Here is a 25,147-nt window from a genome sequence, read left to right as displayed (position 1 = left end):
TCAGCTCAAACGAAACCGCGCGGTGTTGTCACTCAACGCCTGGCTGCCCTTGCTCAAGGTGTCCGCCGCCCGGTTGACCGCTCGCGCGCCATCCAGCAAACGTCCTGCCGCCTGATCGACTTGCTGGATGTTGCCGCTCACTTCGTCCGCCGTCGCCGCTTGCTCCTCCACCGCTGTGGCGATCTGCGCCAGGGTGTCGGTGACGTTCTGCACCGCGCCGGCAATCTCGCCCAAGCGCGTGCCCAGGCCGGTGACGGACTCGGCATCGGTCAATGCTTGCTCGCACGCGGCGCCCATCAGCGTAACGGCCTGGCTCACGGTCGCGCGCAGGCTGTCGACGGTGCCGGCGATCTGCGCCGTGGAGGCCTGGGTGCGTTGGGACAGACTGCGCACTTCATCGGCCACCACCGCAAAGCCCCTGCCCTGCTCGCCGGCGCGGGCCGCTTCGATGGCCGCGTTGAGTGCGAGCAGGTTGGTCTGCTCGGCGATGCCGCGAATGGTGTCGACCACCGACTGAATCTGCTGCCCCTGCTGACTGACTTGCTGCAAAGCATCAGCCGTATCGGTAAGGCGTTGGTTGAGTTGCTGGATGCTGGCCGTGGTGCGTTGGCTGTCGCGGCTGCTGTCTTCGGCGATGCGTCGTGTTTGCTGGGCGCTGCCCGACGCTTGTTCACAGCTTCTGGCGACGCCCATGGACGTCGCGGCCAACTGCGTAGCGGCGGCGGCGATCTGGCTGATTTGATGCTGCTGGTCTTCGACTTCGCTGAGGGTACTGCCCGATTGCGAATTGAGGGTGAGGACCGCTGAGCCGAGCTGCTGGGTTTCGTGGTTGACCCCCAGCAGGCTGGTGCGCAATTGCACCACCGCCACGTTCAGCGCGGTGCTGATCAGTGCCAGCTCGTCCCGCCCTTCCACCGCCACTTCGACGCACAGGTTACCGTCGCGCAAGGATTCGGCCAGGGTGGTGATGCCTCTTGCGCTGCGCTGTATGGAGGCTTGCAGGCACATGAACAGGTACAGCGCGGCCAGGGCCAGCACGCCGAAGGTCATCGCCAGAGGAATGAAGCGTTCGTTCGCGTTGCGGTGGTAGTAGCTCAAGCGCTCGTCCAGGGAGGTCAGCGACTGCACGCGCAGTGCGCTGAGCGAACCGAGCATGGCGTCGACACTGCGCTCGAAACCGGCGGTATCGAGCTTGATGGTGCCGCCGAAGACGCCGTCGTCCAGCACTTTAAGCTCGTTATCCAACAGTTGCAGGCTGTTGTCGTACTGCGCAGTCCAGGGCTCCATGCCGTCGAATTGCTTGGCCTTGAGCGCAGCCGCCGCCTTGGCCAACTGGTCGCGCGCGTCGCCAATGCGGCTGCGCAGGTCGCGCATCTGCAAACGGCTTTGCAAGGTGAACTGCCCCGAAGCAATGGACGACTGCCCGACGCCCGCCATACGACCGATACGCTCGATCAAGTCTGGCGTCTGCTGTGTGCCCATCTGCATGAGCATGTAGGTTTCCAGCCAGGGGTCGAGGATCAGCCCGGCGTCCAGGGTGATCTGTTCGCGCAGGGTTTGCATCGCGCTCAGCGCCGAGGTGAAACGGTCGTAGCCATCCGGCCACCAACCCACGGTGCGCAGCGAAGCGGAGTCCATGCCTTTGACGGTGGCCTGCAACGCCTCGTAGCGCGCGAGGATGTCGGCGCTGGCGTTCTGCGCTTTGAGCTCATCGCCCAAGGCTTGCAGGCTTTGCTGGATCAGCGGGAAATTCGTATCGACCTTGTCCATCGCCGCCTTCGCCGCCGGCGTCGGCGCGTGCAGGATGTCCGCCGCTTTCCAACGCGCAGCCAGGTTGCGCTGAGCCGTCAATTGACCGTCCAGTGCATCCAGGGCCAACAGTTGGCGCACGCCGGACTGCTCGGTGGAAATCACGCCTAATTTATCGCGATAGTCCTGGCCGATCATCCAGAGGCTCCCAGCCAGGGGCAGCATGAACAGGAAAAACAACACTTGGAATTTGCGCGCAAACCCCATACGTCCGAGCAGGCGGATACCGGGTGATAACAAGCTGTGCATGTCCGACTACTCCCTCAAACAACCCACGTGGTGCACGGTGGGCCAAGCCGTGAAATGACTAACGGCAAAGTGCCATGTCATTGATTAGCTTGGCTCTAGCAAGATACGGGCCGCTGACCAACAGCCCTGAAACAGGGCGGGCGGCACGCTTTTGGAGCCGATGGAGTGCTCGAAAATGGGGCAAAAGCACTCAGTGTTGGCAAGACTGCTGTAACCGCCGGAGACGACTGGCCCAGGTGCAGTCCAGAACACCTTTATTCACAGGCATCCTATCGGCAGCAAACCAGCCAAACTTGAAGGGCGCCGCGCTTTATGTGAGAGGCAGTGAGCAATGACTATTTGGCCTGCATGTAGCGACTGAAGTTCTTGATGTGATCGTCCAGGTTGTCCTCAAGCATCAACCGATACTGATCACAAAAATACTTGAGCATCGCCTCGCGCTCCTCGGCCATGTGCTCACCGGACTTGAAGTTGCGTGCGCACGCCCAGGCGTTGAACCGCGTCGTGCCGAACATCATTGAAGCGCTGACTTGGCCGAGGTCTTCGAAGGTTTTCAGTTGTTCGTTCGACAGTTCGATGTGCGCGTCGGCGCGATCGTAGAAGGCGTGGTCGGTAGCGTCTGCCATTGCGGGGTTCCTGATTTATCACGGTTGAATGGGTATGTATCAAGCCAGCAGTGTGAGCATCCACCGGATCTGCTGGCTAATCTCTTGGAGCTTCGCCTCGGGCACCGCCTGCGCACGCTCAAAGGCAGCCAAGGTCTTCTGCCTCAGGCGTAACGCGCGCTGCCACTTGGCCAAAAACACCGGGCTACGGGCCTGCATCAGTAACGGGCCGAAGAACAGTTGTTCGGCGGTATACACCACAGGGTCTGCGCGCTCAGCGACGATGATTTCGTAGTAAAAGCGGTTTTCATGCAACAGCTCTTCGCTGACGATGCGATAGCCATTGCGCATTAACCAAAGGCGCAGCGGTTGCTCACCGCCATTGGGTTGCAGGATCAGCCGCTCAGCGCCGCTCAGGTGGGCTTTGCCGGCCTCAAGGATGTCGCGGATCGTCTCGCCGCCCATGCCGCAGAGGCTGATGGCTGTAATGCCGTCACGCGCTTCGATGGCCGCCAAGCCATCGGCCAGGCGCACAGTAATCTGCTGCTCCAGGCCATTGTCACGCACGGTCCGTTCGGCCGCCTGGAACGGTGTGGTCGCGACCTCTCCCGCCAGCGCCGCGTCGATCACGCCGCGGCGCACTAACGCCACCGGCAGATAGGCATGGTCCGAGCCGATATCGGCCAGACGCGCGCCATTCGGCACATGCGCTGCCACGCGCTCCAGGCGCATGGACAAGGTGTGTTCGTTCAACCTGTGTTCCTTATCATTCCCCGGAAAATCGATCCCGGCTGTTAGTCAGATGCAACACCATGGCGGCGCGTGCGGCGTCCGGATCCTGGCGTTTGATCGCATTGAAAATCGCCTCATGCTCCAGGTTCGCCAGTTGCCCGAGTTTGGCGAAGTCCGCCCCGCCACGTTCGTCCACCTTCACCTGAGTTCGCGGAATCATCGCGTTACCCAGGTGCAACATGATTTCGGTGAAGAAGGTATTGCCGGTGGCTTCGGCGATCTGTTGGTGGAAGCGTTTGTCCTCTTCCACGCAGCTGTCGTTATTGGCAAGAGAGGCCTGGTAGTCGTCCAGTGCTTCGCGCATGTGGGCCAGTTGAGCATCGGTGCGACGCAGTGCAGCCAGCGCCACCGCTTGCACCTCCAGGCCCAGGCGCAGTTCCAACATGTTGCGCACGCTGGCGACCGTGTCCACATGCAGGCGCAAGCCTTGTTGGGCGCTCTGCTCCAGCACAAAGGTGCCGATGCCGTGACGCGTCTCTACCAGCCCCGAAGCCTGCAACTTGGAGAGCGCCTCGCGCACCACCGTCCGGCTGACGCCATGCTCCAGCACGATGGTGGATTCCGACGGCAGCTTTTCGCCGGGTTTCAACTGGCCGAGCAGGATGCGCTGGGTCAGGGCGTCGACCACGCCCTGGGCCAGGTTGGTGGAGCGTTTACGCACGGGGGTTGGGGTTTCATTGGGCATTACTGCAAGTCCACGGGGTTGGGCTGGAGCGAGCTTAACACCCAGACAAAGGACGCCGCCGAGGTTGATTGAAAAACCACCCAGCTTGTATGACAACTAATCTGATGGCGGACCCGCTCGACGGTTACCGTCACCTTCAATAAGGTGTCATTTAAACGCCTAAAACCCGGACAAAACCTCAATAAACATTGGCTAATAACAAAAAAATCATTCCAGCAACGACCTTATAAACACAAAAACATTAATCACTGGATTGCGAATTCCAGAAATCAACTTGTATGATGTCTATCAACAAAACACGCAAACCCGCATAAAAATAATCAGGGGGAGTTTTGAATTGTGAACAATTCAAGCCATGCATCTGCCGCTCCACACAGTGATCCGGTCCTCGCGCGCGCCGTGCGCAAAGTGAAGAGCCATGTGCTCCCACTGTTCGTGATCATGTTCATCCTCAACTACATCGACCGGGTCAATATCGGCTTTGTGCGCACGCACATGGAGCACGACTTGGGCATCGGCGCAGCGGCCTATGGGTTCGGTGCCGGGCTGTTCTTCATCGGTTATGCCCTGTTCGAAGTGCCCTCCAACATGCTGCTGCAAAAGGTCGGCGCGCGTATCTGGCTGACCCGCATCATGTTCACCTGGGGCATCGTCGCGACGATGATGGCCTTCATCCAAAACGAAACCCACTTCTACATCCTGCGCTTTCTGCTGGGCGTGGCCGAAGCTGGCTTCTTCCCAGGAGTGATCTACTACTTCACACGCTGGTTGCCGGGCGCAGAGCGCGGTAAAGCCATTGCGATTTTCCTCAGCGGCTCGGCGGTGGCCTCGTTGATCTCTGGCCCGCTGTCGGGTGTGCTATTGCAGATCGAAGGCTTTGGCTTCCACGGTTGGCAATGGATGTTCGCCATCGAAGGCCTGGCCTCGGTGGTGATCGGTTTCTTCGTGTGGTTCTGGCTGGACTCCAAGCCCCACGACGCCAAATGGATGACTCGCGAAGAACAGGACGCACTGGTCGGCGCCATCGACGAGGAGCAACGCCAGCGTGAGGCGCTGACCAGCGTCAAACCGACCCTTGGCAAGCTGTTCAAGGACCGCCAGATCCTGCTGTTCTGCGCCCTGTACTTCTGCATCCAACTGACCATTTACGCGGCGACATTCTGGCTGCCGAGCATCATCAAAAAGATGGGTGACTTGAGTGATGTGCAGGTGGGCTTCTTCAACTCGATTCCGTGGCTGATCTCGATCATCGCCATGTATGCCTTCGCATCGCTGTCGGGCAAGTTCAAGTTCCAACAGGCCTGGGTCGCGGCGGCGCTGTTGATTGCAGCGGCCGGCATGTTCATGTCCACCACCGGCGGGCCAGTGTTTGCCTTTGTGGCGATCTGCTTTGCGGCCATCGGGTTCAAGTCGGCGTCTTCGCTGTTCTGGCCGATCCCCCAGGGTTATCTGGACGTACGCATTGCCGCTGCCGTGATCGCGCTAATCAACTCCATCGGCAACCTGGGCGGCTTCGTTGCGCCGACCACTTTCGGCTTTCTGGAGCAGACCACCGGCTCGATCCAAGGCGGCCTCTACGGCCTGGCCGGTACCTCAGTGCTGGCGGCGATCCTGGTGTTTTTCGCCAAGACCACGCCCTCTGCCCCATTGACGTCGCCAGGCGTGGCGCCAACCGGCGCGGCCCTCAGCAAACCTCTTTGAGCCTCTTTAGGAATTTGCCATGAATACTCCAGTCGTCACCCACTTCCAGGTCATCCCCGTCGCCGGCCACGACAGCATGCTGCTCAACCTCAGCGGCGCCCACGGGCCGTTTTTTACCCGCAACATCGTGATTCTCAAGGACAGCTCGGGCAACACCGGCGTTGGTGAAGTGCCCGGTGGCGAACGCATCCGCGAAACCCTGGAAGACGCCCGCAGCCTGGTGATCGGCCAACCCATCGGCCAATACCAACGCATCCTCAACCAAATGCGCAGCACGTTTGCCTCGCGGGATTCGGCTGGCCGTGGCCTGCAGACCTTTGACCTGCGCATCACCATCCATGCCGTCACCGCGATGGAGGCCGCCCTGCTCGACCTGCTGGGGCAGTTCCTCGAAGTGCCGGTGGCCGCATTGCTCGGCGAGGGCCAGCAGCGTGACGCGGTGAAGATGCTCGGCTATCTGTTCTATGTGGGCGACCGCAACGCCACCGACCTGGCCTACCGCAACGAGGCGGACAGTGACGACGAGTGGTTCCGCCTGCGCCATGAAAAAGCCCTGACGGCCGAAGCCGTGGTGCGCCTGGCCGAAGCCGCCAAAGCCAAATACGGCTTTAACGACTTCAAACTCAAGGGCGGCGTTTTAAGCGGCGACGAAGAAATCGAAGCCGTCACCGCCCTCGCCGAACGCTTCCCCGATGCACGCATCACGCTGGACCCAAACGGCGCCTGGTCACTCAAAGAAGCCATCCGCCTATGCCGCGATCAACACCACGTGCTCGCCTACGCCGAAGACCCCTGCGGCGCCGAAAATGGTTACTCGGGCCGCGAAGTCATGGCTGAATTCCGTCGCGCCACGGGCCTGAAAACCGCCACCAACATGATCGCCACCGACTGGCGCGAAATGGGCCACGCGATCCAGTTGCAATCGGTGGACATCCCCCTGGCCGATCCACACTTCTGGACCATGCAGGGCTCCGTGCGCGTGGCGCAGATGTGCAACGACTGGGGCCTGACCTGGGGCTCGCACTCCAACAACCACTTCGACATTTCCCTGGCGATGTTCACCCAAGTGGCCGCCGCCGCACCGGGCGACATCACCGCCATCGACACCCACTGGATCTGGCAGGACGGCCAACGCCTGACCAAGGAGCCGCTGAAAATCGAAGGCGGTTATGTGAAGGTACCCGCCAAGCCTGGCCTGGGCGTGAACATCGACATGGACGCCGTGGCCAAGGCCCACGAGGTGTACAAAGGCATGGGCCTTGGCGCGCGGGATGACAGCGTGGCGATGCAATTTTTGATTCAGGGGTGGAGTTTTAACAACAAGCAGCCTTGCCTGGTGCGCTGAAGAGCTGGGTTCTAAGGGAGGCCCGACCTCCAAAACACAATCAATCCAATGTGGGAGGGGGCTTGCTCCCGATTGCGGTGTGTCAGCCAGAAATGTATCGACTGACACTCCGCTATCGGGAGCAAGCCCCCTCCCACAGGGGGCCTTGGTGTTTTCAGGGTTGTGGTCGCTCGCTAAACCACGTGGCAGGGTTTACCGGCCGCAGCCCGCTTTGCTCTGGCGGTTTTCTTGCTTGCCACCGCCGCAATCGGCTGCACCGTCAGTTCCACGCCTAACGACAGCATCAGTTTCTGAATCGTCTCATAGCGCGTTTTAGAACCGCTTTTCAGCGTTTTATACAGGCTCTCGCGATTTCCCCCGCCGCCTACGGGCGCACGAACGCAAGCACCCGCTCCAGCATTCGGTCACAGGCCTCCAGTTGTTCCACGCTGATAAATTCATCCGGCTTATGCCCCTGCTCCATGCTCCCCGGCCCGCACACCACGGTGGGAATGCCAGCTTGATCAAACAACCCGCCCTCGGTGCCAAACGCAACCGTGCCGAAGTCTCGCGAGCCACAAAACTGCGCGATCCATCCGGCGGCCTGGCTGTCCAGAGAAGTCGCCAGCCCCGGGTAGCTGGACAGCTCGCTGATACTGATCGCGCACTGCCCGTTCACCGCCTGCATCGCGGGCAGCAGAGTCTGTTCGGCATAGGCGCGTAACTGCTGCGCCACCTGCCAGGGATCCTGGGCCGGCAGCGCGCGCACTTCAAAATCAAACGTGCAATTCTGCGGGACGATATTCAACGCCTTGCCGCCGTTGACCAGTCCGGTCTGAACCGTGGAAAACGGCGGATCAAAACGTTCATCCAGATGCCGCGGTGCCTTGAGTGACTCGCCGAGCCGCACCAGCTCACCGATCAACCGCGCGGCATATTCGATGGCATTCACCCCGGACGGCGCATACGCCGAATGGCAGGCCGCGCCATGCACGTCACAACGCATCGCCAACTTGCCCTTGTGGCCGAGCACCGGCTTGAGTTCGGTGGGTTCGCCGATCACACACAGCAACGGCTTGACCGCCTGCCCATGAAAACGCTCAAGCAACGAACGCACGCCGAGGCAACCCACCTCTTCGTCATAGGACAGCGCGATATGCACCGGCATACGCAGCGGCGCCTGTACCAACGCCGGCACCAACGCCAACACGCAGGCGATATAGCCCTTCATATCGGCGGTACCACGCCCGTACAACTTGCCGCCTTTCTCCGTCAGCTCGAACGGCGCCACGCTCCAGCGCTGGCCGTCCACCGGCACCACATCGGTATGCCCGGATAACACGATGCCGGGCACATCAGCCGGGCCGATGGTCGCCAGCAGGTTGGCCTTGCTCTTGTGTTCGTTGTAGACCAGCTCGCAGGTCACACCGTGGTCCTGCAAATAGGTGCGCACACAGTCGATCAAGGCCAGGTTGGATTCGCGACTGGTGGTGTCGAAGCGCACCAGTTGCGCCAGCAGGTCGCGACTGCTGGTCATCGGTCATCCCCTGGTACCGCATAGCCGGGAGCAATGTGCGGGTTGAGGGCGCGGTCGATGTAGTCCTGCAATTGCGGGCGATAGGCCTGCCAGAGTTTGTCGAGCGTGCCGATAGGGTCTTTATCGGCCCAATCGACGCGCAGGTTGACGATGGGCCAGAGCACGTCGTCGACCACCAGCAGCGCCGCCGAATGCACTGGCCCCGCCTCGCCGCCTTCAGCCACCGCCGTGTGCATCGCCGCCAGCAGTCGGTCGGCAAGGTGCCCCGAGGCCTGTTCGAAAGCCCGCACCATGGCGCCAATCACGCCTGGATTGGCCAGCATATTCCCCGCCGCCACACACTGTTCACCACTGACCGCCGCGTGAATCCCCAAGGTCTGCGCACCGCTGAAGTGCGCGGTACGGCCTTGGCGGTCAATCACCGTCACCTGGCGATAATCACTGTGCTCCTGCCCTGCGAACACTGCCGCCAGCGCCTCACTCGGCGCCATGCCCTGCTCCAATAAATCCAGCACTTGCGGCCCCAGGCTCGGCAAGGTGATGTTCTGCGACGCTACCGCGCCCACACCCGCACGCAGCCAGGGGCAACGCGCCCCCACGGCAATGCTCGACGAGCTGATCGCAATGCCCAACTGGCCGGTCTCGGCGCAGCGGGCGACAACGGAAAAGGTCATGGGGCGTTCCTCAATCGAGTACCGAGGGGTCGGCGTCGATCATCATTTGCTTCATTTCTTCAAAATGCCGGCGTGAGAAATCCGCGATGCCTTCCCAGCTCCGCGCAGTTTTCTCCGCCACTTCATCGGACAACAACCGCAGCGGCTGCCCGGTGGACCAGGCCGTCACGAGGATCTGGCAAGAGCGTTCCAGGGTCCAGATATCGTCAAAGGCTTCACCGATGGACGCAGCGGTCACCATCACGCCGTGGTTACCCATCAACAGCCGGGTTTTGCCATCAAGCAGGCCGGCCAGGCGCGCGCCTTCCGCCTCCGTATCGGCCATGCCGCCGTAGAGTTCATCCACCGCCACGCGGTTGAAATAGCGTGCGGTGTTCTGGTCGATCGGCGGGATATGCGGCGTGGCCAGGCACGCCACCGCGGTGGTGTACACCGGGTGCAAATGCAGCACGGCGCGGGTGTGCGGCAGCAGCCGATGGATCTGCCCATGGATCGACCAGGCCGTCGAATCCACATTTTGGTTGTCGGCACAGGCGGGATCGTCCGCGTTCAACAACACCAGGTCGCTGGCGCGAATACGCGAGAAGTGCTTCCACTTCGGGTTGAGCAAAAACTGTTTGCCATCGGCCGACACCGCGGCGCTGAAGTGGTTGGCCACCGCTTCATGCATGCCTAGGTGGGCGATGATGCGAAAGGACGCCGCCAGGTCGATGCGTGTCTGTTCTTCGAGGGATAACGCCATGGATCGGACTCCTCAGAGCGCGACCGCAAGGCTGCGGCCGCGCGGTAGGGTTACTTCGGCATCAGCGCCGCGAGGTCGGCCTCAGTCGGCGCCTCGAAGTTGTACTTCTTCAGCAAGGCCGCGTATTCAGGCGTGGCGCGGTATTTCTCCAGACCGTCGAGCAAGGCTTGCTTCACCGTGTCATTGCCCTTCTTCACACCGAAGCCGTTCAGCACCGGATAGATCAGGGTGTCGGAGGAAATCACCACGCGGCTACCGAGCTTGTCGATCACACCGCGGGCCACGGCGGCGTCGGTGATTTGCGCTTCCACCGCGTGGGCCAACAGGGCCTGGGTGGTTTGTGGGTCGGTGCTGTATTCGCTGATCAGGATCGGCTTCAAGCCCTTGGCCACGCAGTACTCGGCCGACAGCTTGTTCATCTGCGCCAGCCACGAGGTAGCGCCCATGGAGCCGATCTTGTGGCCGCAGAACTCTTCCGGAGTCTTTGGCTGGAAGGCGCTGTCCTTGAGGGCCAGGATCGATTCGCCGCTCTTGAGGTAAGGGATCATGTCGATGACCTTGACCCGCTCGGCGGTGATGTACATCGACGAGTTGGTCACATCGAAACGCCCGGCTTGCAGGCCGGTGATCAAGTTGGGGAAGCGCGTGTCGAGGGTCTCGACCTTGCGGCCCATGACCTTGCCCAGGCCGTCCATGAACTCGATATCAAAGCCCGCAGGCTTGTTGTTATCCATGTACTCATAGGGGAAGAAAGTCACGTCGGAACCGGCGATGATCTTGCCTTCCTGCTGGAACGCCGAAGCCGCCAACGAGGTCATTGCAACCGCAGCGCCCAGCAGGCACACGGCAAGGGGGCGAACACTGTTACGAAACGCTGTCATGGTCATTACCCGCAAGGTTTTAGGAGGTTAGGCAGTGGCAGAATCTTGTCCGGCCTGTTGCACGAAGAACGACGCACCACGGGGTTTCTGTGGCAGGCGCATATGGTTGTTGGTGGAACGCACCAAGCCACTTTCTTCACCGGCCACCAGCAGGCCGGCGTGTGTACTGGGCAACGGGTTTTCGCCGAATGGCAGCGCGTCTTCAGCGGCATAGACGCTGATGAACAGGGTGCGCGGCAGTTCGGTCTCATTAGGGCTGGAAGCATGCAAAAGACGCGTGTGCATAAAGCACACGGAACCGGCCGGGCCGTAGCAGGCGACCGGATGCTGGCAGTGTTGCGCGACCACGGCATCGTCCACCGAACCGGTGAAACGCTGATCCTGCCAGTGCGACCACAGCGGGCCTTTGTGGCTACCGGGGATCACATTCAGCGGGCCGTTCTGCGGGGTCACTTCACTGACCATCAGCAACGCGGTGACGATGTCGTCGTTGCTGTGGGGCGTGAACAGGAAGTCCTGGTGCCACTTCACCTGTGTGGCGGTGTGGGGCAGTTTCGAGTTGATCTTGCTATGGTGAAAACGCGCGCCGCTGGCGCCGACCAATTGCGCGGAAATCGCCGCCATGCGCGAGTGCAACGCCACGCGCTGATACGCCGGGGAAATCTCGGTGGGCGAACTCACCCGGCGCAACGACGGGTGATCGGCGCGGTGGTCACCCTCCAGGTCAAAGCGCGCGCGGCCATCCACGGTGGCGCCCCAGCCTTGGTCATGGCTGCGGCTCTCTTCTACCCACTGGTCGAAGTCATGCTGCAGCGCGGCCACTTCGTCCAGCGACAACACGCCTTCTACCACCAGGAAGCCGTCGCGCTGGAATTGTTCGATGTGTGCTTGCTCAATCATGTTGTTTTTTCCTGAACGTTAAAGAGATCACGCCAGCGAGACGTCCTTGAGGAACGCCTCCACGCGTGGGTTCTGGCCGCGGCGCAACACCTCGGGCGTGTCATCGCAGACCACACGCCCCTTCTCCATAAACACGATCCGATCAGAGACCTTGAACGCGAAATTCATCTCGTGCGTGACGATCACCATGGTGATGCCCTCCCCGGCCAGGGCTTCGATCACCTGCAGCACTTCATTGACTTTCTCCGGGTCAAGGGCCGAGGTGGGCTCGTCGAACAGCATGATTTGCGGGCGCATCATCAAGGCGCGGGCGATGGCCACGCGTTGCTGCTGGCCGCCGGACAACTGGTGCGGGTACTTCCAGGCATGGTCGAGCATGCCGACCTTGTGCAGCAGCGCGTATGCCTGTTGCTTGAGCGCGTCGGTGCGACCCAGGCGGTGGTACTTCGGCGCCATCAGCAGGTTGTCGAGCACGCTCAAATGCGGGAACAGGTTGAAGCTCTGGAACACCATGCCGATGTTCAGGCGATGCTCGGCGTGCTCGATGTACTGGGGCTTTTGCGCGCCCACCTTGTTCAGGTGAATGAACGGCAGGCCATTGATATGAACCTCACCATTGTCCAGTTGCTCGAGGCCGTTGAGCAGGCGGATCAGCGTGGTCTTGCCGGAGCCCGACGGGCCGATTACCGACACCACTTCACCCGGCTGAATCAGCAGGTTGACCGAACCCAGCACCTCGATGTCGTTGTAGGCCTTGTGCAACCGCGAGGCTTGCAGCGCCGCAGCGCCGTTACTTTCCGGGCGTTGCAGGGCGGTGCGCTGTTGGGTAGCCAAGGCCAGCACGTGTGCATCCGGCACGCGGGAGACATTGCGCTGGTTGACGTCGAGAAAGCGCTCCAGGCGTTTGAGCAAAAAGTCGAACACCGTGACGATAAACACATAGAAGAACGCCACCGCCGCCATGGTTTCAATCACCAGGAAGTTCTGCGAGTACAGGCGCTGGCCGACCATCAGGATCTCGGTCAGAGAGATCACCGACACCAACGAGGTGAGCTTGACGATGGAAATGTATTCGTTGGCCAGCGACGGCAACGCCACACGCAGCGCCTGGGGGATCACCACGCGCCATTGGGTACCGAAAAACCTCAGCCCCAACGCCCGCGCCGCTTCGCCTTGGCCCTTGGGAATCGAGAGCAAGCCACCGCGATGGATCTCGGCCACATACGCCGTTTCGCAGATCACCAGCGCCAACAAGCCGGACCAGAACGGGTCGGCCAGCACCGCCGAGGTGCCCGGCAATGCCTGGGGCAAGTTGTAGATAAAGATCAGCAGCACCAACAGCGGCAGGCTGCGGAACAACCAGATATACCCCCGCGCCGGCACGCTCAGCAGGCCATGCTTGGACTGCTTGGCCAGCGCCAGCAGAAAGCCCAGGCCGATGCTCAACACCCAGGTCAGGGTACTGAGCTTGATCACCGTCCACGTCGCACGCCAGAACTCGGCATCAGCCAGCAAACCAAACATGTAATTCCAGTCGAATGTCATCGTCGCTGCGCCTTGCAAAAAATGAAGTGGGTCTGCCTCGATGGGATGAGAGTCGTGGCGGCGGGGTCTTGGGGTCAATTCGTAAAAGCCGGGGCACTGGGTAGGCAGAACCTATGCAGTCCTGAGCGAAGCAAAAATCCACTGTGGGAGAGGGCAAGCCCGCTCCCACATTTTCCCTGCTGTGTTCTGGAGAGAGCATGCACTGGCCGAAATGGTGCGAGTCTGAATTCGCCTCACCGCCCACGCCATCTATTGGTGCAATCTCAGCTCACATCACTCAACACCCGCACCGCATGCGGGTCAAAAAAGCTCGGCGGCGCCATGCCGGGGATGTACTGGTCGGAGACAAACATGCGGCAGCGTTCGGCAAACGCCGACACCACACGGGACAACTGGGTGTTGCTCGCCGTGGCGTAACCCAGCTTCATCGGCCTATGTGTACCGGCCAGGCGCAGGCGGATCACGCGTTTGCCTTCCTGGGACATATTCGATTTGGGCCGCGCGTTCGCAAACGAATAGCCAATGCCATTGCCGACCATGGCGCGCACCGTTTCGAGGTTGGTGGAACGCATGATGATGTTCGGCGTGGTGCCCGCCTGGATGAACAGGCTGAGGAAATAGTCGCGGCTCCAGGGCGTATCCAGCAGCACCACCGGGTAGGCCTCGAGGTCTTGCATGCTGACCGCGGGCAAGCTCGCCAGCGGGTGATACTCGCCCACCATCACATACGGCGGCAGGTGCGCGAGGGGTTGGAAGTCGATATCCGGACTGGTCACCAGGTCGTAGGTCAGGGCGATATCCAGTTCGCCACTGCGCAGTTTTTCCAGCAGTTCCTCATGATTGCCTTCGGCCTGGGTCAAGCGCACACCGGGGAACGCACGGCCGAAACCGAATACCAATTCCGGCGTGATCATCGGCGCCAGCGACTCCAGGCATCCGACCCGCAATGGCCCGCGCACGGTGTTCAGTGACTCCGAAGCGATGGTGTAGAGGTTGCTCATCTGCTCCAGGATCTGCTTAGCCTCCAGCATCACCAGACGCCCCACCGCCGTGAGGGAAATGCCCTGGGCGTGGTGGCGGATAAACAACTGGATGCCCAACTCAGCTTCCATATGGGTGATCGCCGCCGAGATCGACGGCGACGACACATGAATGCGTTCGGCCGCAGCACTGATGCTGCCCGCCTCTCCCGACGCGACGAAATACTCCAGTTGACGCTGAGTAATACGACTGAGCATGACGCCTGCCCCTCAACAATGACTGTACGGCGAGCGTTGCAGGGTTCGTGCCGGGTCATGGGCGAGCCGATGAGTTACAGGGGCTTCGGTTTTTCCTAAGCACTACCCCGCGCAAATGCTGGTTTCGCCCGAGAGGGGGCGATGTGAAGCTGGTTTCATCCCGCTTACGACGAGCCCTTCGATATGCCTACCCACACCCGCATCCGCATGTTCAACACCAAACACACTTATCCCAACCAGGCGCTGGACAACGACCTGTGCCAGGCCGTGCGCGCCGGCAACACCATCTATGTGCGCGGCCAGATCGGTACCGATTTCGACGGCAACCTGATCGGCATCGGCGACCCGCGCGCCCAGGCCGAACAGGCGATGAAGAACGTCAAGCAACTGCTCGAAGAGGCGGGCTCGGACCTGTCGCACATCGTCAAGACCACCACTTATTTGATCGACCCGCGCTACCGCGAGCCGGTGTACCAGGAGGTCGGTAAATGGCTCAAAGGTGTGTTCCCGATTTCCACCGGCCTGGTGATTTCCGGCCTTGGCCAGCCGGAGTGGCTGATGGAGATCGATGTGATCGCCGTGGTGCCGGACGACTGGACCGTATCCGTATGAAAGCGGTGATTGCCCGTGAGCCCGGTGGCCCTGAAGTGCTGCAGGTGGTGGAACGCCCTGTGCCGGCTTTGCAACCCGGTGAGGTGCTGATTCGCGTCGTGGCGGCCGGGGTCAATCGCCCCGACCTGATGCAACGCAGCGGCTCAGCAATCCCACCCGGCGTTACCGATGTGCTGGGCCTGGAAGCGGCGGGCATTGTGGTCGCGGTGGGCAGCCGCGTGGATGAATGTGCGGTGGGCGATCGCGTGATGGCCTTGCTCAACGGCGGCGGCTACGCCGAGTACTGCGTGGCCCAGGCGGCGCACTGCCTGCCGGTGCCGGCGGGATTATCGCTGCACGCTGCCACTGCGGTTCCGGAAGCGGCGTTCACGGTGTGGCACACCCTGTTTGAGCTCGGGCGCCTGCGCAGCGGCGACAGCGTGCTGATCCACGGCGCCGCCAGTGGCGTCGGCAGCTTTGCCGTGCAGTGTGCGCAGGCTGCGGGGGCGCGGGTGATCGCCACCGCAGGCGGCCCGCAAAAGGTCGCGATGCTGCAAGCGCTGGGTGTATGGCGTGCGATTGATCGCCATTTGGAAGACTTCGTCGCGGTGGTGCACGACTGCACCCAAGGACGCGGCGTCGACGTGGTGCTGGATAACGTCGGCGGCCCCTATGTCGCGCGCAATCTGGCGGCCATGGCCATGGGCGGGCGGCATGTGAGCCTGTCATTCCTGCAAGGCGCGAACATCGAGTTGGACTTGCAGGTGCTGATGCGCAAAAACCTCAGCCTCACCTCCTCCACCCTGCGCCCCAAAAGCCACGCTGAAAAAGCCCGCCTGGCGGCGTGTATCCGCTCGCGCGTGTTGCCCTGGCTGGCGGCCGGTGTGGTGCGCCCACAGATCCACGCGCAGTTGCCCCTGTCTCAAGCGGCCGATGCCCATCGCCTGCTGGAAGCCAACGCCAACGTCGGCAAAGTCGTGCTGACCGTCGCCGAATAACCTGGAGCCCGTCATGCCCCACCGCGTGTACTTCCTCAATGGCCCTAATGCCAACCTCTACGGGCTGGACAAGCACGGCACCTACGGCAACGAAAGCTTCGCCAGCATCGAAGCCCGCTGCCAACGCCACGCCGGCGAGTTGGGCCTGACCCTGGACTTTCGCCAAAGCAACCACGAAGGCGTGCTGGTGGACTGGATTCAAGAGGCGCGCCTGAACAGCGACGCCCTGGTGATCAATGCCGCCGGCCTCAGCTACAGCTCAGTGCCGATCCTTGACGCGCTGCTGGCCTTCGGCGGCCCGATCATCGAAGCGCACATGAGCAATATCTGGAAGCGCGAGCGCTTTCGGCATCACTCCTACGTGTCCAGGGCCGCCACCGGTGTGATCGCCGGGCTGGGGGCGTTGGGATATGAATTGGCGCTGACGGCGGTGGCCGAGTTGCTCAAGCCTTAAATGCGAACTCGAAAACACAGCAGACCCAATGTGGACCCTCGGTGTTGCTAATAAACCTCTTACTTTCCAGGAAACGCCAATGACCGTCGAAACCATCAACACCCTAGTAGTCGGCGCAGGCCAGGCCGGCGTCGCCATGAGCGAACACCTGTCCCTGATGGGCGTGCCCCACATCGTGCTCGAACGCCACCGCATCGCCGAACGCTGGCGCTCCGAACGCTGGGACTCCCTGGTCGCCAACGGCCCCGCCTGGCACGACCGCTTCCCCGGCCTGACCTTCGAAGGCCTCTCCCCCGAAGCCTTCCCGCCCAAAGAACGCATGGCCGACTACTTCGAAGCCTACGTCGACAAACTCCAGGCTCCGGTGCGCACTGGCGTAGAAGTGCAACAAGTAGAGCGCCACCTCGGCCGCCCCGGCTTCAAAGTCACGACCTCGGCCGGCGTGATCGAAGCCACCAACGTCGTCGCCGCCACCGGCCCGTTCCAACGCCCCTCAATCCCCAACATCGTCCCCACCACCGCACCGATTCACCAACTGCACTCGTCCACCTACAAAAACCCCGGCCAACTCCCCGAAGGCGCCGTACTCGTAGTGGGCGCCGGCGCCTCAGGCTCACAAATCGCCGAAGAACTGCAAAAGGCCGGCAAAACCGTGTACCTCTCCGTCGGCGAACACTATCGCCCACCCCGCGCCTACCGCAGCCGCGACTACTGCTGGTGGCTGGGCGCATTGGGTTTGTGGGACGAAGTCAAAATCCAGCCGAAGAAAAAGCACGTGGCGTTTGCAGTGAGTGGCTATGAAGGCGGCAAGACCGTCGACTTCCGCCGACTGGCGCACCAAGGCATTCACCTGGTAGGCGTTACCCAGAATTGGGAGGACGGCGTCATGACCTTCCGACCGGGCCTGGCCGAAAACGTGGCCGAAGGGGATCGTGCGTATTTTGATGTACTGCGTGATGCGGATGCGTATATCGAAGCCAACGGCCTGCCATTCCCGCTGGAACCGCAAGCCTGGGAACTGCTGCCCGACCCGGAGTGCCTGCTTGATCCGATCCTCAGCCTCAACCTGGCTGAAGCCGGTGTAACCACCATTCTCTGGGCAACCGGCTTCAAGTTCGATTTCAGCTGGTTGAAGGTGGATGCGTTTGATGAGAAAGGCGAGCCGTTCCACAAACGCGGAATCTCGGCGCAAAGCGGCGTTTACTTTTTGGGCCTGCCGAATCTGGTGAACCGTGCGTCGTCGTTTATCTATGGGGTGTGGCACGACGCGAAATACGTGGCGGACCATATCGTGCTGCAGAACGAGTACAAGGCCTACAAGAAGCCGGAGTGAAGGGGGAGCCGGTGAGGCGGCAAACGATAGAGATGGGGCCCAAGGAAAACGTCCTACACAGCCGCTTCACTTTGCGTAAAATGCGAGCCGTTCTCGATCAGGAAAACTCAACCCAGGATGGGTGACGCTTGAAACCGCTTGACACCCACGCGCCAAAGCACGCCGACACGGCCATCACACGACTTAAGCTCAAAGACCAACTGGCCGTAGACCCTTACAAGGGATTGGCATTGCTGGAAAGCACCCTCCTCTGTTTGGTAACGACGGCCCTTATGCTGTTCGTTGCACAAAGCGTCGGCATAACCGACACATTCAAGAGCAACGTCCTCTATAGCGGCACACTGGGCGCATGTATAGGCGCGACGTACTGGATGTACCACGACGCGGCACTTTCCGAGTGGAGCATTGCCCGGCATATCAGCCCCACTGCACTGCAAAACGCGATGCTCGCCTTGAAGTATTCCGAGACGCAGGAAGGCGTTTACTACCCGAAAAAATGCATGTTCACCCCATTCCATCGGTGCGATTCAGAGCGGATCACGCTCACCACACTGGATGGGGGCACGCGCTTCGCAGGCCCCTATTTCAAGCTGAAAGCGCTGTCGGCCAGGCTGATGGAGCAGGAAGGGATTTGAATCAACCGGACTTGGCCATTCCTACCTAACGAGCGATGGCACTTGGCCAAAGCACTGAAATGGCGACTTTTCTGACGACAAGGACGTAGGCAGTGATGACCACGCCGGCCATCCTGCATGCCCTGTTTGCGTTTTTTGCGCCATTTGAGGCTTGGACATCTTCGTCCTTGGCTGGGCGCAGGCGCTCAGGGAGCTGACCCCGATGAAGCCCGCTTGGGCAACTTCCAATTCGGCCGGATGAAGTGGCAGGTATACCCGTTCGGTATCCGCTCCAGATAATCCTGATGCTCCGGCTCCGCCTCCCAAAACTCCCTGGCGGGTTCAATTTCCGTGACCACACGCCCCGGCCACAGCTTGGAGGCATCCACATCAGCCGCGGTATCTTCGGCAATATCCCTTTGCTGTTCGCTCAGGTAGTAAATCGCCGAACGATAGCTCGGCCCAAGATCATTGCCCTGCCGATTCGGCGTGCTGGGGTCATGGATCTGGAAAAAGAACTCAAGAATCTGCCGGTAGGAAATCACCGCCGGGTCAAACACGATTTCAATCGCCTCAGCATGGTTGCCATGGTTGCGATAGGTGGCATTCGGCACATCGCCACCGGTGTAGCCGACTCGCGTGTGCAGCACGCCGGGGTAGCGTCGCAACAGGTCTTGCATGCCCCAGAAGCAGCCGCCGGCGAGGATGGCGGTTTCGGTTGGGTTGGTCATGGTTTGTCCTTGCGGTTAATGGAGACAGAGGTAGTTATGGGGGGATGTTGGGAAATACCAAGTTGAATCGAGCAAAAACGGGGATGGCCGCTTCACTTTACGTAGAATGCGAGTTGTTCTCGATCAGGAAAACTCAACCCAGGAGGGGTAACGCTTGAAACCGCTTAACACCCACGCGCCAAAACACGCCGACACTGCCATCACCCGACTTAAGCTCAAAGACCAACTGGCCGCTGACCCTTACAAGGCATTGGCACTACTGGAAAGCATCCTCCTCTGTTTTGTTGCGACGGCCATTCTGCTGTTTGCTGCACACATCATGGGCATAACCGACACATTCAAGAGCAACGTCCTTTACGGCGGCACCCTGGGCGCATGCATAGGGCGGACTTACAGCATGTACCGCGACGCCGCACTTGCCGAGTGGCGCGTTGCCAGTCGTATCAGCCCCGCTGCACTGCAAAAAGTGATGATCGCCTTAAAGTATTCCGAGACGTCAGAAGGCGTTTACTACCCAAAAAAACGCATGTTCACCCCATTCCATCGGTGCGTTTCAGAACGGATCACGCTCACGGCACTGGATGGCGACACACGCTTCGCCGGCCCCCATCACAAGCTGAAAGCGCTGTCGGCCATCCAACTCGCTGACGAACCAGAAACGCCAGTATCCGACTCCACACCACCACGGGTGCAAGGCTGATGAACGGTCCCGACCTGAAACTGAATCACGCCGCGCATCGTACGATTGATCACTACCTCAACGCGGGGGCAGAACCGCTGGAGACGCCTCTCCCGCACGCGACGACGCTGTTCAGCGTTGCTGACGATGTTCGCAGTGAAGTGTTGATTGCTGATAGCTATGAGACTTTTTCTTCGGTTACTGCGTTGTTGCTTGGCCTGTCGGATGAGCTGACCGGGAAGCAACGGGATGTGGCGTTGGCGATTCACCCGTTGAGTGAATTGTGGGTTTTGTTGGTGGGTAAGTTGATGGAACGAGAGTGAGCTGGAGCGGGCAGCTAACCTTCTACCAACTCGATTGATCGCTGAGTCTTTGTGACTCACTTTACGAAGACTCGACGATTTTCTTTAGGAATAAATAGACCCCTTCCCTAACCCGTCTCAACGCGAGTTCGTGATCGGCAGCTTCCGTAGAGAAGCAGTCAGCCGTCGATTAATCTCGCGAACCTTGGCCAGCCGAATTTCCAATGCTCGCGAGAAACATCCTGGCCTCTCGATTAGACCGCAGATAAACCACGCGGCAGGTTGATGGTGCAGTTGCCACGAGTTGCTGCATCTTTGCTCGCGCTGTTTTTTTCGTCCGCCACATGAATCTAAAAAACTCCGGCAGGTTCGCCAGCAGTTCGGGGCAGTTCTCGGGCAAGTCAGGCCGAGATTGACCCCGTTGGAGCAGCGTTCTGCGCAGTACGCGCAAGAATCGAAGCGTCGCCGAACGATCAATCCAAATTAAAAGATCTGCACGGGCCATCCGATTTTCCCAAGTGGCCGAATGGCCCCCTTCGAATATCCAGCAATCACGGGCCTCGACATCGAGGCAAAGCTGCGTTTTCTCGTCCCGGCTTCGTTCTATCCAACCTGGCTGCCAGTGAATAGTGTCGATATGAACGACCGGCAAGCCCGTGCGCTGACCAAGCTCGCGCGCCAAAGTGCTTTTGCCAGACCCAGGTTGACCAACAATCATCACCCGTTGCATCGAAGCTCCTTCTCGCTATGCACGCTGATTTTTTGGGGGTGGCGATTTTACGTCAATGCCTATATCGGTCAACAACAAGGGGTCAGAGCGACAGGCAGCTTTCGCCCAGAAGACTTCAATCAACTGGAGGGCATGGGGTGGTTGGAATGTACCAGTGAGCTGCGGAGTCGAGATGAACGTGTTTCTGCTTTCGAGGGAAGAACGGCGAATCGAGCGTACCCAATGCTATTGAAACCCAACTGGCAAACTCGCCTTGAGACCGTGACCAGAACAAGGCCGAACCACACTGCACGCAGAACTCGCGTGATACCGTCGTTGAAGAAGCATAGGTTTTGATATGGATGGAGCCGCTAAGTATTTGCAGCGCGCTACGCGGAACGCTGCCGTAAGAAGCAAATGCCGCCCCATGACCTTTGCGACACTGGCTGCAATGACAGTGACTCACTGCTTGCGGTGTGGTGGATAGCTCATAACGGACAGCGGCACATAAACAGCTTCCTTGGTACACCTCTGTCATACGCTCTTCCGTGCATGCTAAAACGCCAGCGTAACCCTCCTGGTCTAATCAGTCGACCGACGGCTACTGGCCAATAGCTGACTATCACGAAGGGCAGCTATCGACCTTTTTCTGCCTTTCGTGAGCGGCTGAAAAGGACCAAGACGGCCGTTGGCCAGAAGCATAGGCTGGAGATGTCTACGGTGCAGGGGGCAGTCCAAAGCAGCCAACGGGTTGTCTAGTGCATCTGGGGCGACTCAATCAAGACCTATCAGCGGCTCATCTCCTCTAACGGTAAACTGAATGAAGTCCCGTTGACCGCGCAGATTCATAGCCAGATTGAAAAGGATCTCTATCTTAGAGACACGGTAAAAGGCTATGAGCCACGATGGATATTTTTGGAAGCTCCGCCATCTCAAGAGTTATCAAGGATGCTGGAGTTAAATAAAATTGATGTGCTTATTCATAATTGATTGATGAGGGCTGCATGGATAATTTCGAAGGGGCAGACGAGCAATTGCTGGCGCGTCGCAAGGCTGGTTTTTCAGCATTCAAGTCCGAGCGCCTGCCGGTGCTCCATGAATTCTGCACCAGCCTTGGGTTTGAACGACCTCACGAGGTACTTAACACTCCCGGGAAATTTTTGGCCCAATTGGACAGCGGTTTTCGAAGTGCAGTGATCAGTGAGGCCAACCGTGTATGGTTCATTACCCGTATCGGTTATTACATCGGCGAGTATCTGGCGACACGGTATGACGGGTATTGGCAGGTCGACGAAGACCCGGCGTCGCCTACCTTCGCACGTTATGTGGTCGGCGGTTTCTCCTTCGACGGGGTAACCACGCCAATGGTCGACCCAATGCAGATGGCTCAGGAGTACGCCGATACGCCCGCACCAAGGTCCCTGGTTCAGGAAATCGATAAAGTGTTGGTCAAGTAAACGTGATGACTGATGATTAGATCCTGAAACACGCAGCCGACGCACGTGCGCTAGCACCTGGAACTTCGGTCCACTTGATCGAGTAGCGGACTGCTCAAGTGATCCGCGCCGCCTCATTGCAATAGGCTAGTCGCGGGTCCTGTGCTCGATTAGTTAGATGCTGATTGGCAGATGATTGCGCGGGTCCAGCCGGTCGAGCAACCGTTCGCAGTCACGGCGAACGGGGGGTGGGCTTCGCTCGTCAGGCGACAGACCAACCGCGAGACCCAACGCTTTAAGGCCAGTACCAACAGCATATGCCGTTTCGACCCGCCTTCGCTCAGTACCCCACGACGTCACGCCCAAGGTCATTTGCATTTCCGAATTCTTCGTGATCTACATAGTCTTTTGTTTGCTGAGCCACCCACCGGTGGCGAAGACCTCGAGTTCCTTATCACCCATCGCAAGAATGTCGCGGCTATAGCTCAGTTTGCGAGTCATGTTCCATTCCCTTTGCTTGAGTATCCGACGCTCATCGTCATTGATGCACCCAGTGCTGGCAGCGTAGCTTGATCTCAAAGGCTACTCGGCCTTGTTATTGTTAGTGTGGTATCAAAATGCTATGGATGGCGATCTTATCTTTTTCTGAGGAAAGGTTCATTACTCCTAGCTTCGGAGGGGGTGTTGCTAAGGGCGGCGAATACTATGTTGATGAACTGTGCCCGCAGCGCACCAGCGGCATCGCTGATATCGGCAAAGCAACTGTTCCGCTGGCTGTGTAAGTGCTCTGATAGCGAAGGTCATTAAGCCCCTAGCACTGTTACCACGGCTGAGCTTGCGATGGGTAGAACACCGCCGATGCTAGTAGCTGCTATTGGTCGATTTCTGCCTTTCGTGGCGGGCAGCAAGGGGCAAGAATCGCCATCCGCTGAGCGTTATATAATCGCTCTTTAATTCCCTATAAACGGTGTCCCAACCTCGGCTTTTGCGGTTTTCGCTGACCGCTTCTGGCCGAAAACAGCCTGTCAATAATGGGGAAACTCCCTCCACCCGCGTCCATCCGTCGCATCCCCCACCCTCCAGTCCCCACCCAACCTGCCGATAACCCTACTAACCGCATGCCTACCCCTGCATCACCACTCGATCGAGTCCACCACATGAACCCACTCTCCCTTCTAAAAAAAGCCCGGGCCGATCGTCAAGGCACCGCCACGCTCACCAGCACTGCCAACGACCTGGACGCCGCCCTCACCGCCCTGCGCATCACCCCCACCCTGATCACCGGTTTTATCTCGCCGCATTTGGACATCGATCAGGTCGCCGCCAAGCTCAAGCGCCGTTTCCCCCAATCCACTATCAGCCTGTGCACCACTTCCGGCGAACTCTGCAATGCGCCCAATTCGCTGTATTGCGCCACCGGCGAGCGCTGGGACCGGGTGGTGTTGCAGCTGTTCGACGACAGTCTGATCGCCTCGGCCGAGGTGGTGATGGTGCCGCTGGAGTGTGAGGACATTCGTGGCGGCGGTAAGCGGTTGGGGATGCAGGAGCGCATTGCCAAGTTGGTGGGGCATATCAAGCGGGTGCAGGTGCGTACGCCGATCGATCATCGCGATACGTTGGCGTATGTGGTGTTCGATGGGTTGTCGGCGTCGGAGTCGTTTTTTATGGAGGCGCTGTATGAGTCGGGGCGGTTTCCGTGTTTGTTTGTAGGGGGATCGGCCGGGGGTAAGTCGGATTTCCAGAAGACGCTGATTCATGACGGCCAGCGCAGTTATCAGAATCATGCGCAGATTGTGTTTGTGAAGACGGCGGCGCAGGTGCGATTTGGGGTGTTCAAAAGCCAGAATTTCAAACCGGCGGATTTGACCTTCAGTGTGCTGACGGCCTCGGTGGAGGACCGCACGATTGACCAGGTGATCGACAGCGCCGGCAATATCAAGAGCATGGTGCAGGCGCTGTGTGATGCGTTTAATTGTGCGCCGCAGGCATTGGAGTCGAAGCTGGCGGATTATTCGTTTGCGATTCGGGTAGGCAGTGAGTTGTTTGTGCGGTCCATCGCGCGTATCGACTTCGAGCAGCAGATCGTGCAGTTGTTTTGCGACGTGGCGCCGGGCGAGGAGTTGGTGATGGTGCGGCGTACGCCGTTGCGTGAGGCGACGCGCCTGGACTATGAACAGTTCCTGCGTGGCAAGGGCGGCCAACCGGTGGCGGGGATTTTGAATGACTGCATCTTGCGCCGGCTGAACAACGGCGCCGAGTTGGGCAGCATGGCGGGGACGTTTGGCGATGTGCCGTTGGCGGGATTCTCGACCTTTGGGGAGATTCTGGGTTTGAACCTGAACCAGACGCTGACCGCGATTTTCTTCTTTCGGGTGGCCAAGGGCGCAAGTTTCAGTGACGAGTATGTGGACAATTTCATCGCTCATTACGGCGAGTTCAAGGCGTTCTTCCTACGGCGGCAGGTGAAGAAGCTGGCGGGATTGAACCATGTGGTGGTCAAGCAGATTGCGGCGTTCAAGAACAATGATTTCTCCAACACCCTGAACACCCGCGGGCTGGACAACAATATCCTGCCGGTATTCGAAGGCCTGGCGGACTTGGGCCAGGTGCTGGCCCAG

General features: G+C 59.8%; 24 protein-coding genes and 2 pseudogenes. 11 read left to right on the top strand and 15 right to left on the bottom strand.

What is annotated here, in order from left to right:
- The 4 genes from ACEN2T_RS05025 to ACEN2T_RS05010 all read right to left on the bottom strand — a co-directional run bounded on the left by ACEN2T_RS05025 (nt 1) and on the right by ACEN2T_RS05010 (nt 4,140).
- On the bottom strand, nt 1-2,058 hold the full coding sequence (locus tag ACEN2T_RS05025; protein WP_032885884.1) for a methyl-accepting chemotaxis protein: 2,058 nt from the start codon (nt 2,056-2,058) through the stop codon (nt 1-3).
- Nucleotides 2,059-2,393: 335 nt separating this feature from the next.
- Nucleotides 2,394-2,684, bottom strand: coding sequence for a DUF3144 domain-containing protein (locus tag ACEN2T_RS05020; protein ID WP_032885886.1), 291 nt, complete (start codon nt 2,682-2,684; stop codon nt 2,394-2,396).
- A gap of 39 nt (nt 2,685-2,723) precedes the next feature.
- Nucleotides 2,724-3,416 carry a tRNA (adenine(22)-N(1))-methyltransferase gene (locus tag ACEN2T_RS05015; protein WP_032885887.1) on the bottom strand — a complete coding sequence of 231 codons (693 nt, stop codon included), beginning with the start codon at nt 3,414-3,416 and terminating at the stop codon, nt 2,724-2,726.
- Nucleotides 3,417-3,429: 13 nt separating this feature from the next.
- Nucleotides 3,430-4,140, bottom strand: a complete 711-nt coding sequence (locus ACEN2T_RS05010; RefSeq protein WP_032885889.1) for a FadR/GntR family transcriptional regulator — start codon at nt 4,138-4,140, stop codon at nt 3,430-3,432.
- 339 nt (nt 4,141-4,479) lie between these two features.
- Between ACEN2T_RS05010 and ACEN2T_RS05005 the strand changes: the two genes are divergently transcribed.
- Both ACEN2T_RS05005 and gudD read left to right on the top strand, forming a co-directional pair.
- A complete protein-coding gene (locus tag ACEN2T_RS05005) occupies nt 4,480-5,841 on the top strand; it encodes an MFS transporter (protein WP_442116396.1) in 1,362 nt (453 codons plus the stop codon).
- Between the two features lie 19 nt (nt 5,842-5,860).
- On the top strand, nt 5,861-7,186 hold the full coding sequence (gene gudD, locus ACEN2T_RS05000) for a glucarate dehydratase (protein WP_442116395.1): 1,326 nt from the start codon (nt 5,861-5,863) through the stop codon (nt 7,184-7,186).
- 173 nt (nt 7,187-7,359) lie between these two features.
- On the opposite strand, the pseudogene ACEN2T_RS04995 reads toward gudD, so the two are convergent.
- The 8 genes and pseudogenes from ACEN2T_RS04995 to ACEN2T_RS04960 form a co-directional block, all read right to left on the bottom strand.
- Nucleotides 7,360-7,545: pseudogene (locus ACEN2T_RS04995) on the bottom strand (addiction module antidote protein); the annotation flags it as partial.
- 5 nt (nt 7,546-7,550) lie between these two features.
- Nucleotides 7,551-8,702 carry an acetylornithine deacetylase gene (argE, locus tag ACEN2T_RS04990; RefSeq protein WP_032885892.1) on the bottom strand — a complete coding sequence of 384 codons (1,152 nt, stop codon included), beginning with the start codon at nt 8,700-8,702 and terminating at the stop codon, nt 7,551-7,553.
- Complete coding sequence (locus ACEN2T_RS04985) at nt 8,699-9,376, bottom strand: DUF1028 domain-containing protein (RefSeq protein ID WP_032885893.1); 678 nt, start codon at nt 9,374-9,376, stop codon at nt 8,699-8,701. Before ACEN2T_RS04985 ends, argE begins: the two co-directional genes overlap by 4 nt.
- 10 nt (nt 9,377-9,386) lie before the next feature.
- Nucleotides 9,387-10,118, bottom strand: coding sequence for a class II aldolase and adducin N-terminal domain-containing protein (locus ACEN2T_RS04980; protein WP_442116394.1), 732 nt, complete (start codon nt 10,116-10,118; stop codon nt 9,387-9,389).
- A 50-nt stretch (nt 10,119-10,168) separates the two neighbouring features.
- Complete coding sequence (locus ACEN2T_RS04975; RefSeq protein ID WP_095185651.1) at nt 10,169-10,999, bottom strand: ABC transporter substrate-binding protein; 831 nt, start codon at nt 10,997-10,999, stop codon at nt 10,169-10,171.
- Between the two features lie 27 nt (nt 11,000-11,026).
- On the bottom strand, nt 11,027-11,899 hold the full coding sequence (locus tag ACEN2T_RS04970) for a phytanoyl-CoA dioxygenase family protein (RefSeq protein ID WP_032885895.1): 873 nt from the start codon (nt 11,897-11,899) through the stop codon (nt 11,027-11,029).
- A gap of 27 nt (nt 11,900-11,926) precedes the next feature.
- Nucleotides 11,927-13,444, bottom strand: a complete 1,518-nt coding sequence (locus tag ACEN2T_RS04965; protein WP_099603097.1) for an amino acid ABC transporter permease/ATP-binding protein — start codon at nt 13,442-13,444, stop codon at nt 11,927-11,929.
- A 263-nt stretch (nt 13,445-13,707) separates the two neighbouring features.
- Nucleotides 13,708-14,682: a LysR family transcriptional regulator gene (locus ACEN2T_RS04960; protein ID WP_442116393.1), complete on the bottom strand. Its 975-nt coding sequence runs from the start codon at nt 14,680-14,682 to the stop codon at nt 13,708-13,710.
- Between the two features lie 183 nt (nt 14,683-14,865).
- Here ACEN2T_RS04960 and ACEN2T_RS04955 point away from each other — a divergent pair, with 183 nt between their 5' ends.
- From ACEN2T_RS04955 to ACEN2T_RS04935, 5 genes are all read left to right on the top strand, one after another.
- The gene (locus ACEN2T_RS04955) at nt 14,866-15,294 is read left to right on the top strand and encodes a RidA family protein (protein ID WP_442116392.1); all 429 of its coding nucleotides are present in this window, start codon (nt 14,866-14,868) and stop codon (nt 15,292-15,294) included.
- A complete protein-coding gene (locus tag ACEN2T_RS04950; RefSeq protein ID WP_081797656.1) occupies nt 15,291-16,271 on the top strand; it encodes an NAD(P)H-quinone oxidoreductase in 981 nt (326 codons plus the stop codon). The genes ACEN2T_RS04955 and ACEN2T_RS04950 overlap by 4 nt, the downstream gene beginning before the upstream one ends.
- A 13-nt stretch (nt 16,272-16,284) precedes the next feature.
- Nucleotides 16,285-16,725: a type II 3-dehydroquinate dehydratase gene (locus ACEN2T_RS04945; RefSeq protein WP_032885898.1), complete on the top strand. Its 441-nt coding sequence runs from the start codon at nt 16,285-16,287 to the stop codon at nt 16,723-16,725.
- Nucleotides 16,726-16,804: 79 nt separating this feature from the next.
- Nucleotides 16,805-18,058, top strand: a complete 1,254-nt coding sequence (locus tag ACEN2T_RS04940; protein WP_442116391.1) for a flavin-containing monooxygenase — start codon at nt 16,805-16,807, stop codon at nt 18,056-18,058.
- 128 nt (nt 18,059-18,186) lie between these two features.
- Nucleotides 18,187-18,693, top strand: coding sequence for a hypothetical protein (locus tag ACEN2T_RS04935; RefSeq protein WP_181640383.1), 507 nt, complete (start codon nt 18,187-18,189; stop codon nt 18,691-18,693).
- Between the two features lie 185 nt (nt 18,694-18,878).
- On the opposite strand, the gene msrA is transcribed toward ACEN2T_RS04935, so the two are convergent.
- Nucleotides 18,879-19,403, bottom strand: a complete 525-nt coding sequence (msrA, locus tag ACEN2T_RS04930) for a peptide-methionine (S)-S-oxide reductase MsrA (protein WP_099603095.1) — start codon at nt 19,401-19,403, stop codon at nt 18,879-18,881.
- 154 nt (nt 19,404-19,557) lie between these two features.
- Here msrA and ACEN2T_RS04925 point away from each other — a divergent pair, with 154 nt between their 5' ends.
- Both ACEN2T_RS04925 and ACEN2T_RS04920 read left to right on the top strand, forming a co-directional pair.
- Nucleotides 19,558-20,103 carry a hypothetical protein gene (locus ACEN2T_RS04925; protein ID WP_442116390.1) on the top strand — a complete coding sequence of 182 codons (546 nt, stop codon included), beginning with the start codon at nt 19,558-19,560 and terminating at the stop codon, nt 20,101-20,103.
- A complete protein-coding gene (locus ACEN2T_RS04920) occupies nt 20,103-20,405 on the top strand; it encodes a DUF6124 family protein (RefSeq protein WP_442116389.1) in 303 nt (100 codons plus the stop codon). Before ACEN2T_RS04925 ends, ACEN2T_RS04920 begins: the two co-directional genes overlap by 1 nt.
- Before the next feature lie 169 nt (nt 20,406-20,574).
- Here ACEN2T_RS04920 and ACEN2T_RS04915 read toward each other — a convergent pair whose 3' ends face one another.
- Together ACEN2T_RS04915 and ACEN2T_RS04910 are read right to left on the bottom strand one after the other, a co-directional pair.
- Nucleotides 20,575-21,114, bottom strand: coding sequence for an AAA family ATPase (locus ACEN2T_RS04915; RefSeq protein ID WP_442116388.1), 540 nt, complete (start codon nt 21,112-21,114; stop codon nt 20,575-20,577).
- Between the two features lie 115 nt (nt 21,115-21,229).
- The gene (locus tag ACEN2T_RS04910; protein ID WP_122756946.1) at nt 21,230-21,631 is read right to left on the bottom strand and encodes a GFA family protein; all 402 of its coding nucleotides are present in this window, start codon (nt 21,629-21,631) and stop codon (nt 21,230-21,232) included.
- 466 nt (nt 21,632-22,097) lie between these two features.
- On the opposite strand from ACEN2T_RS04910, the gene ACEN2T_RS04905 reads away from it, so the two are divergent.
- A complete protein-coding gene (locus ACEN2T_RS04905; RefSeq protein ID WP_158878595.1) occupies nt 22,098-22,550 on the top strand; it encodes a hypothetical protein in 453 nt (150 codons plus the stop codon).
- A 1,010-nt stretch (nt 22,551-23,560) separates the two neighbouring features.
- Nucleotides 23,561-24,841 (top strand): annotated as a pseudogene (locus ACEN2T_RS04900) (FIST signal transduction protein); the annotation flags it as partial.
- Nucleotides 24,842-25,147: the final 306 nt, after the last annotated feature.

Source organism: Pseudomonas sp. W22_MBD1_FP4 (assembly GCF_052113765.1).
Taxonomy (GTDB): Bacteria; Pseudomonadota; Gammaproteobacteria; order Pseudomonadales; family Pseudomonadaceae; genus Aquipseudomonas; species Aquipseudomonas sivasensis.
The sequence above is the reverse complement of the archived record's forward strand: the minus strand, read 5'-3'. Positions and strand labels throughout refer to the sequence as shown.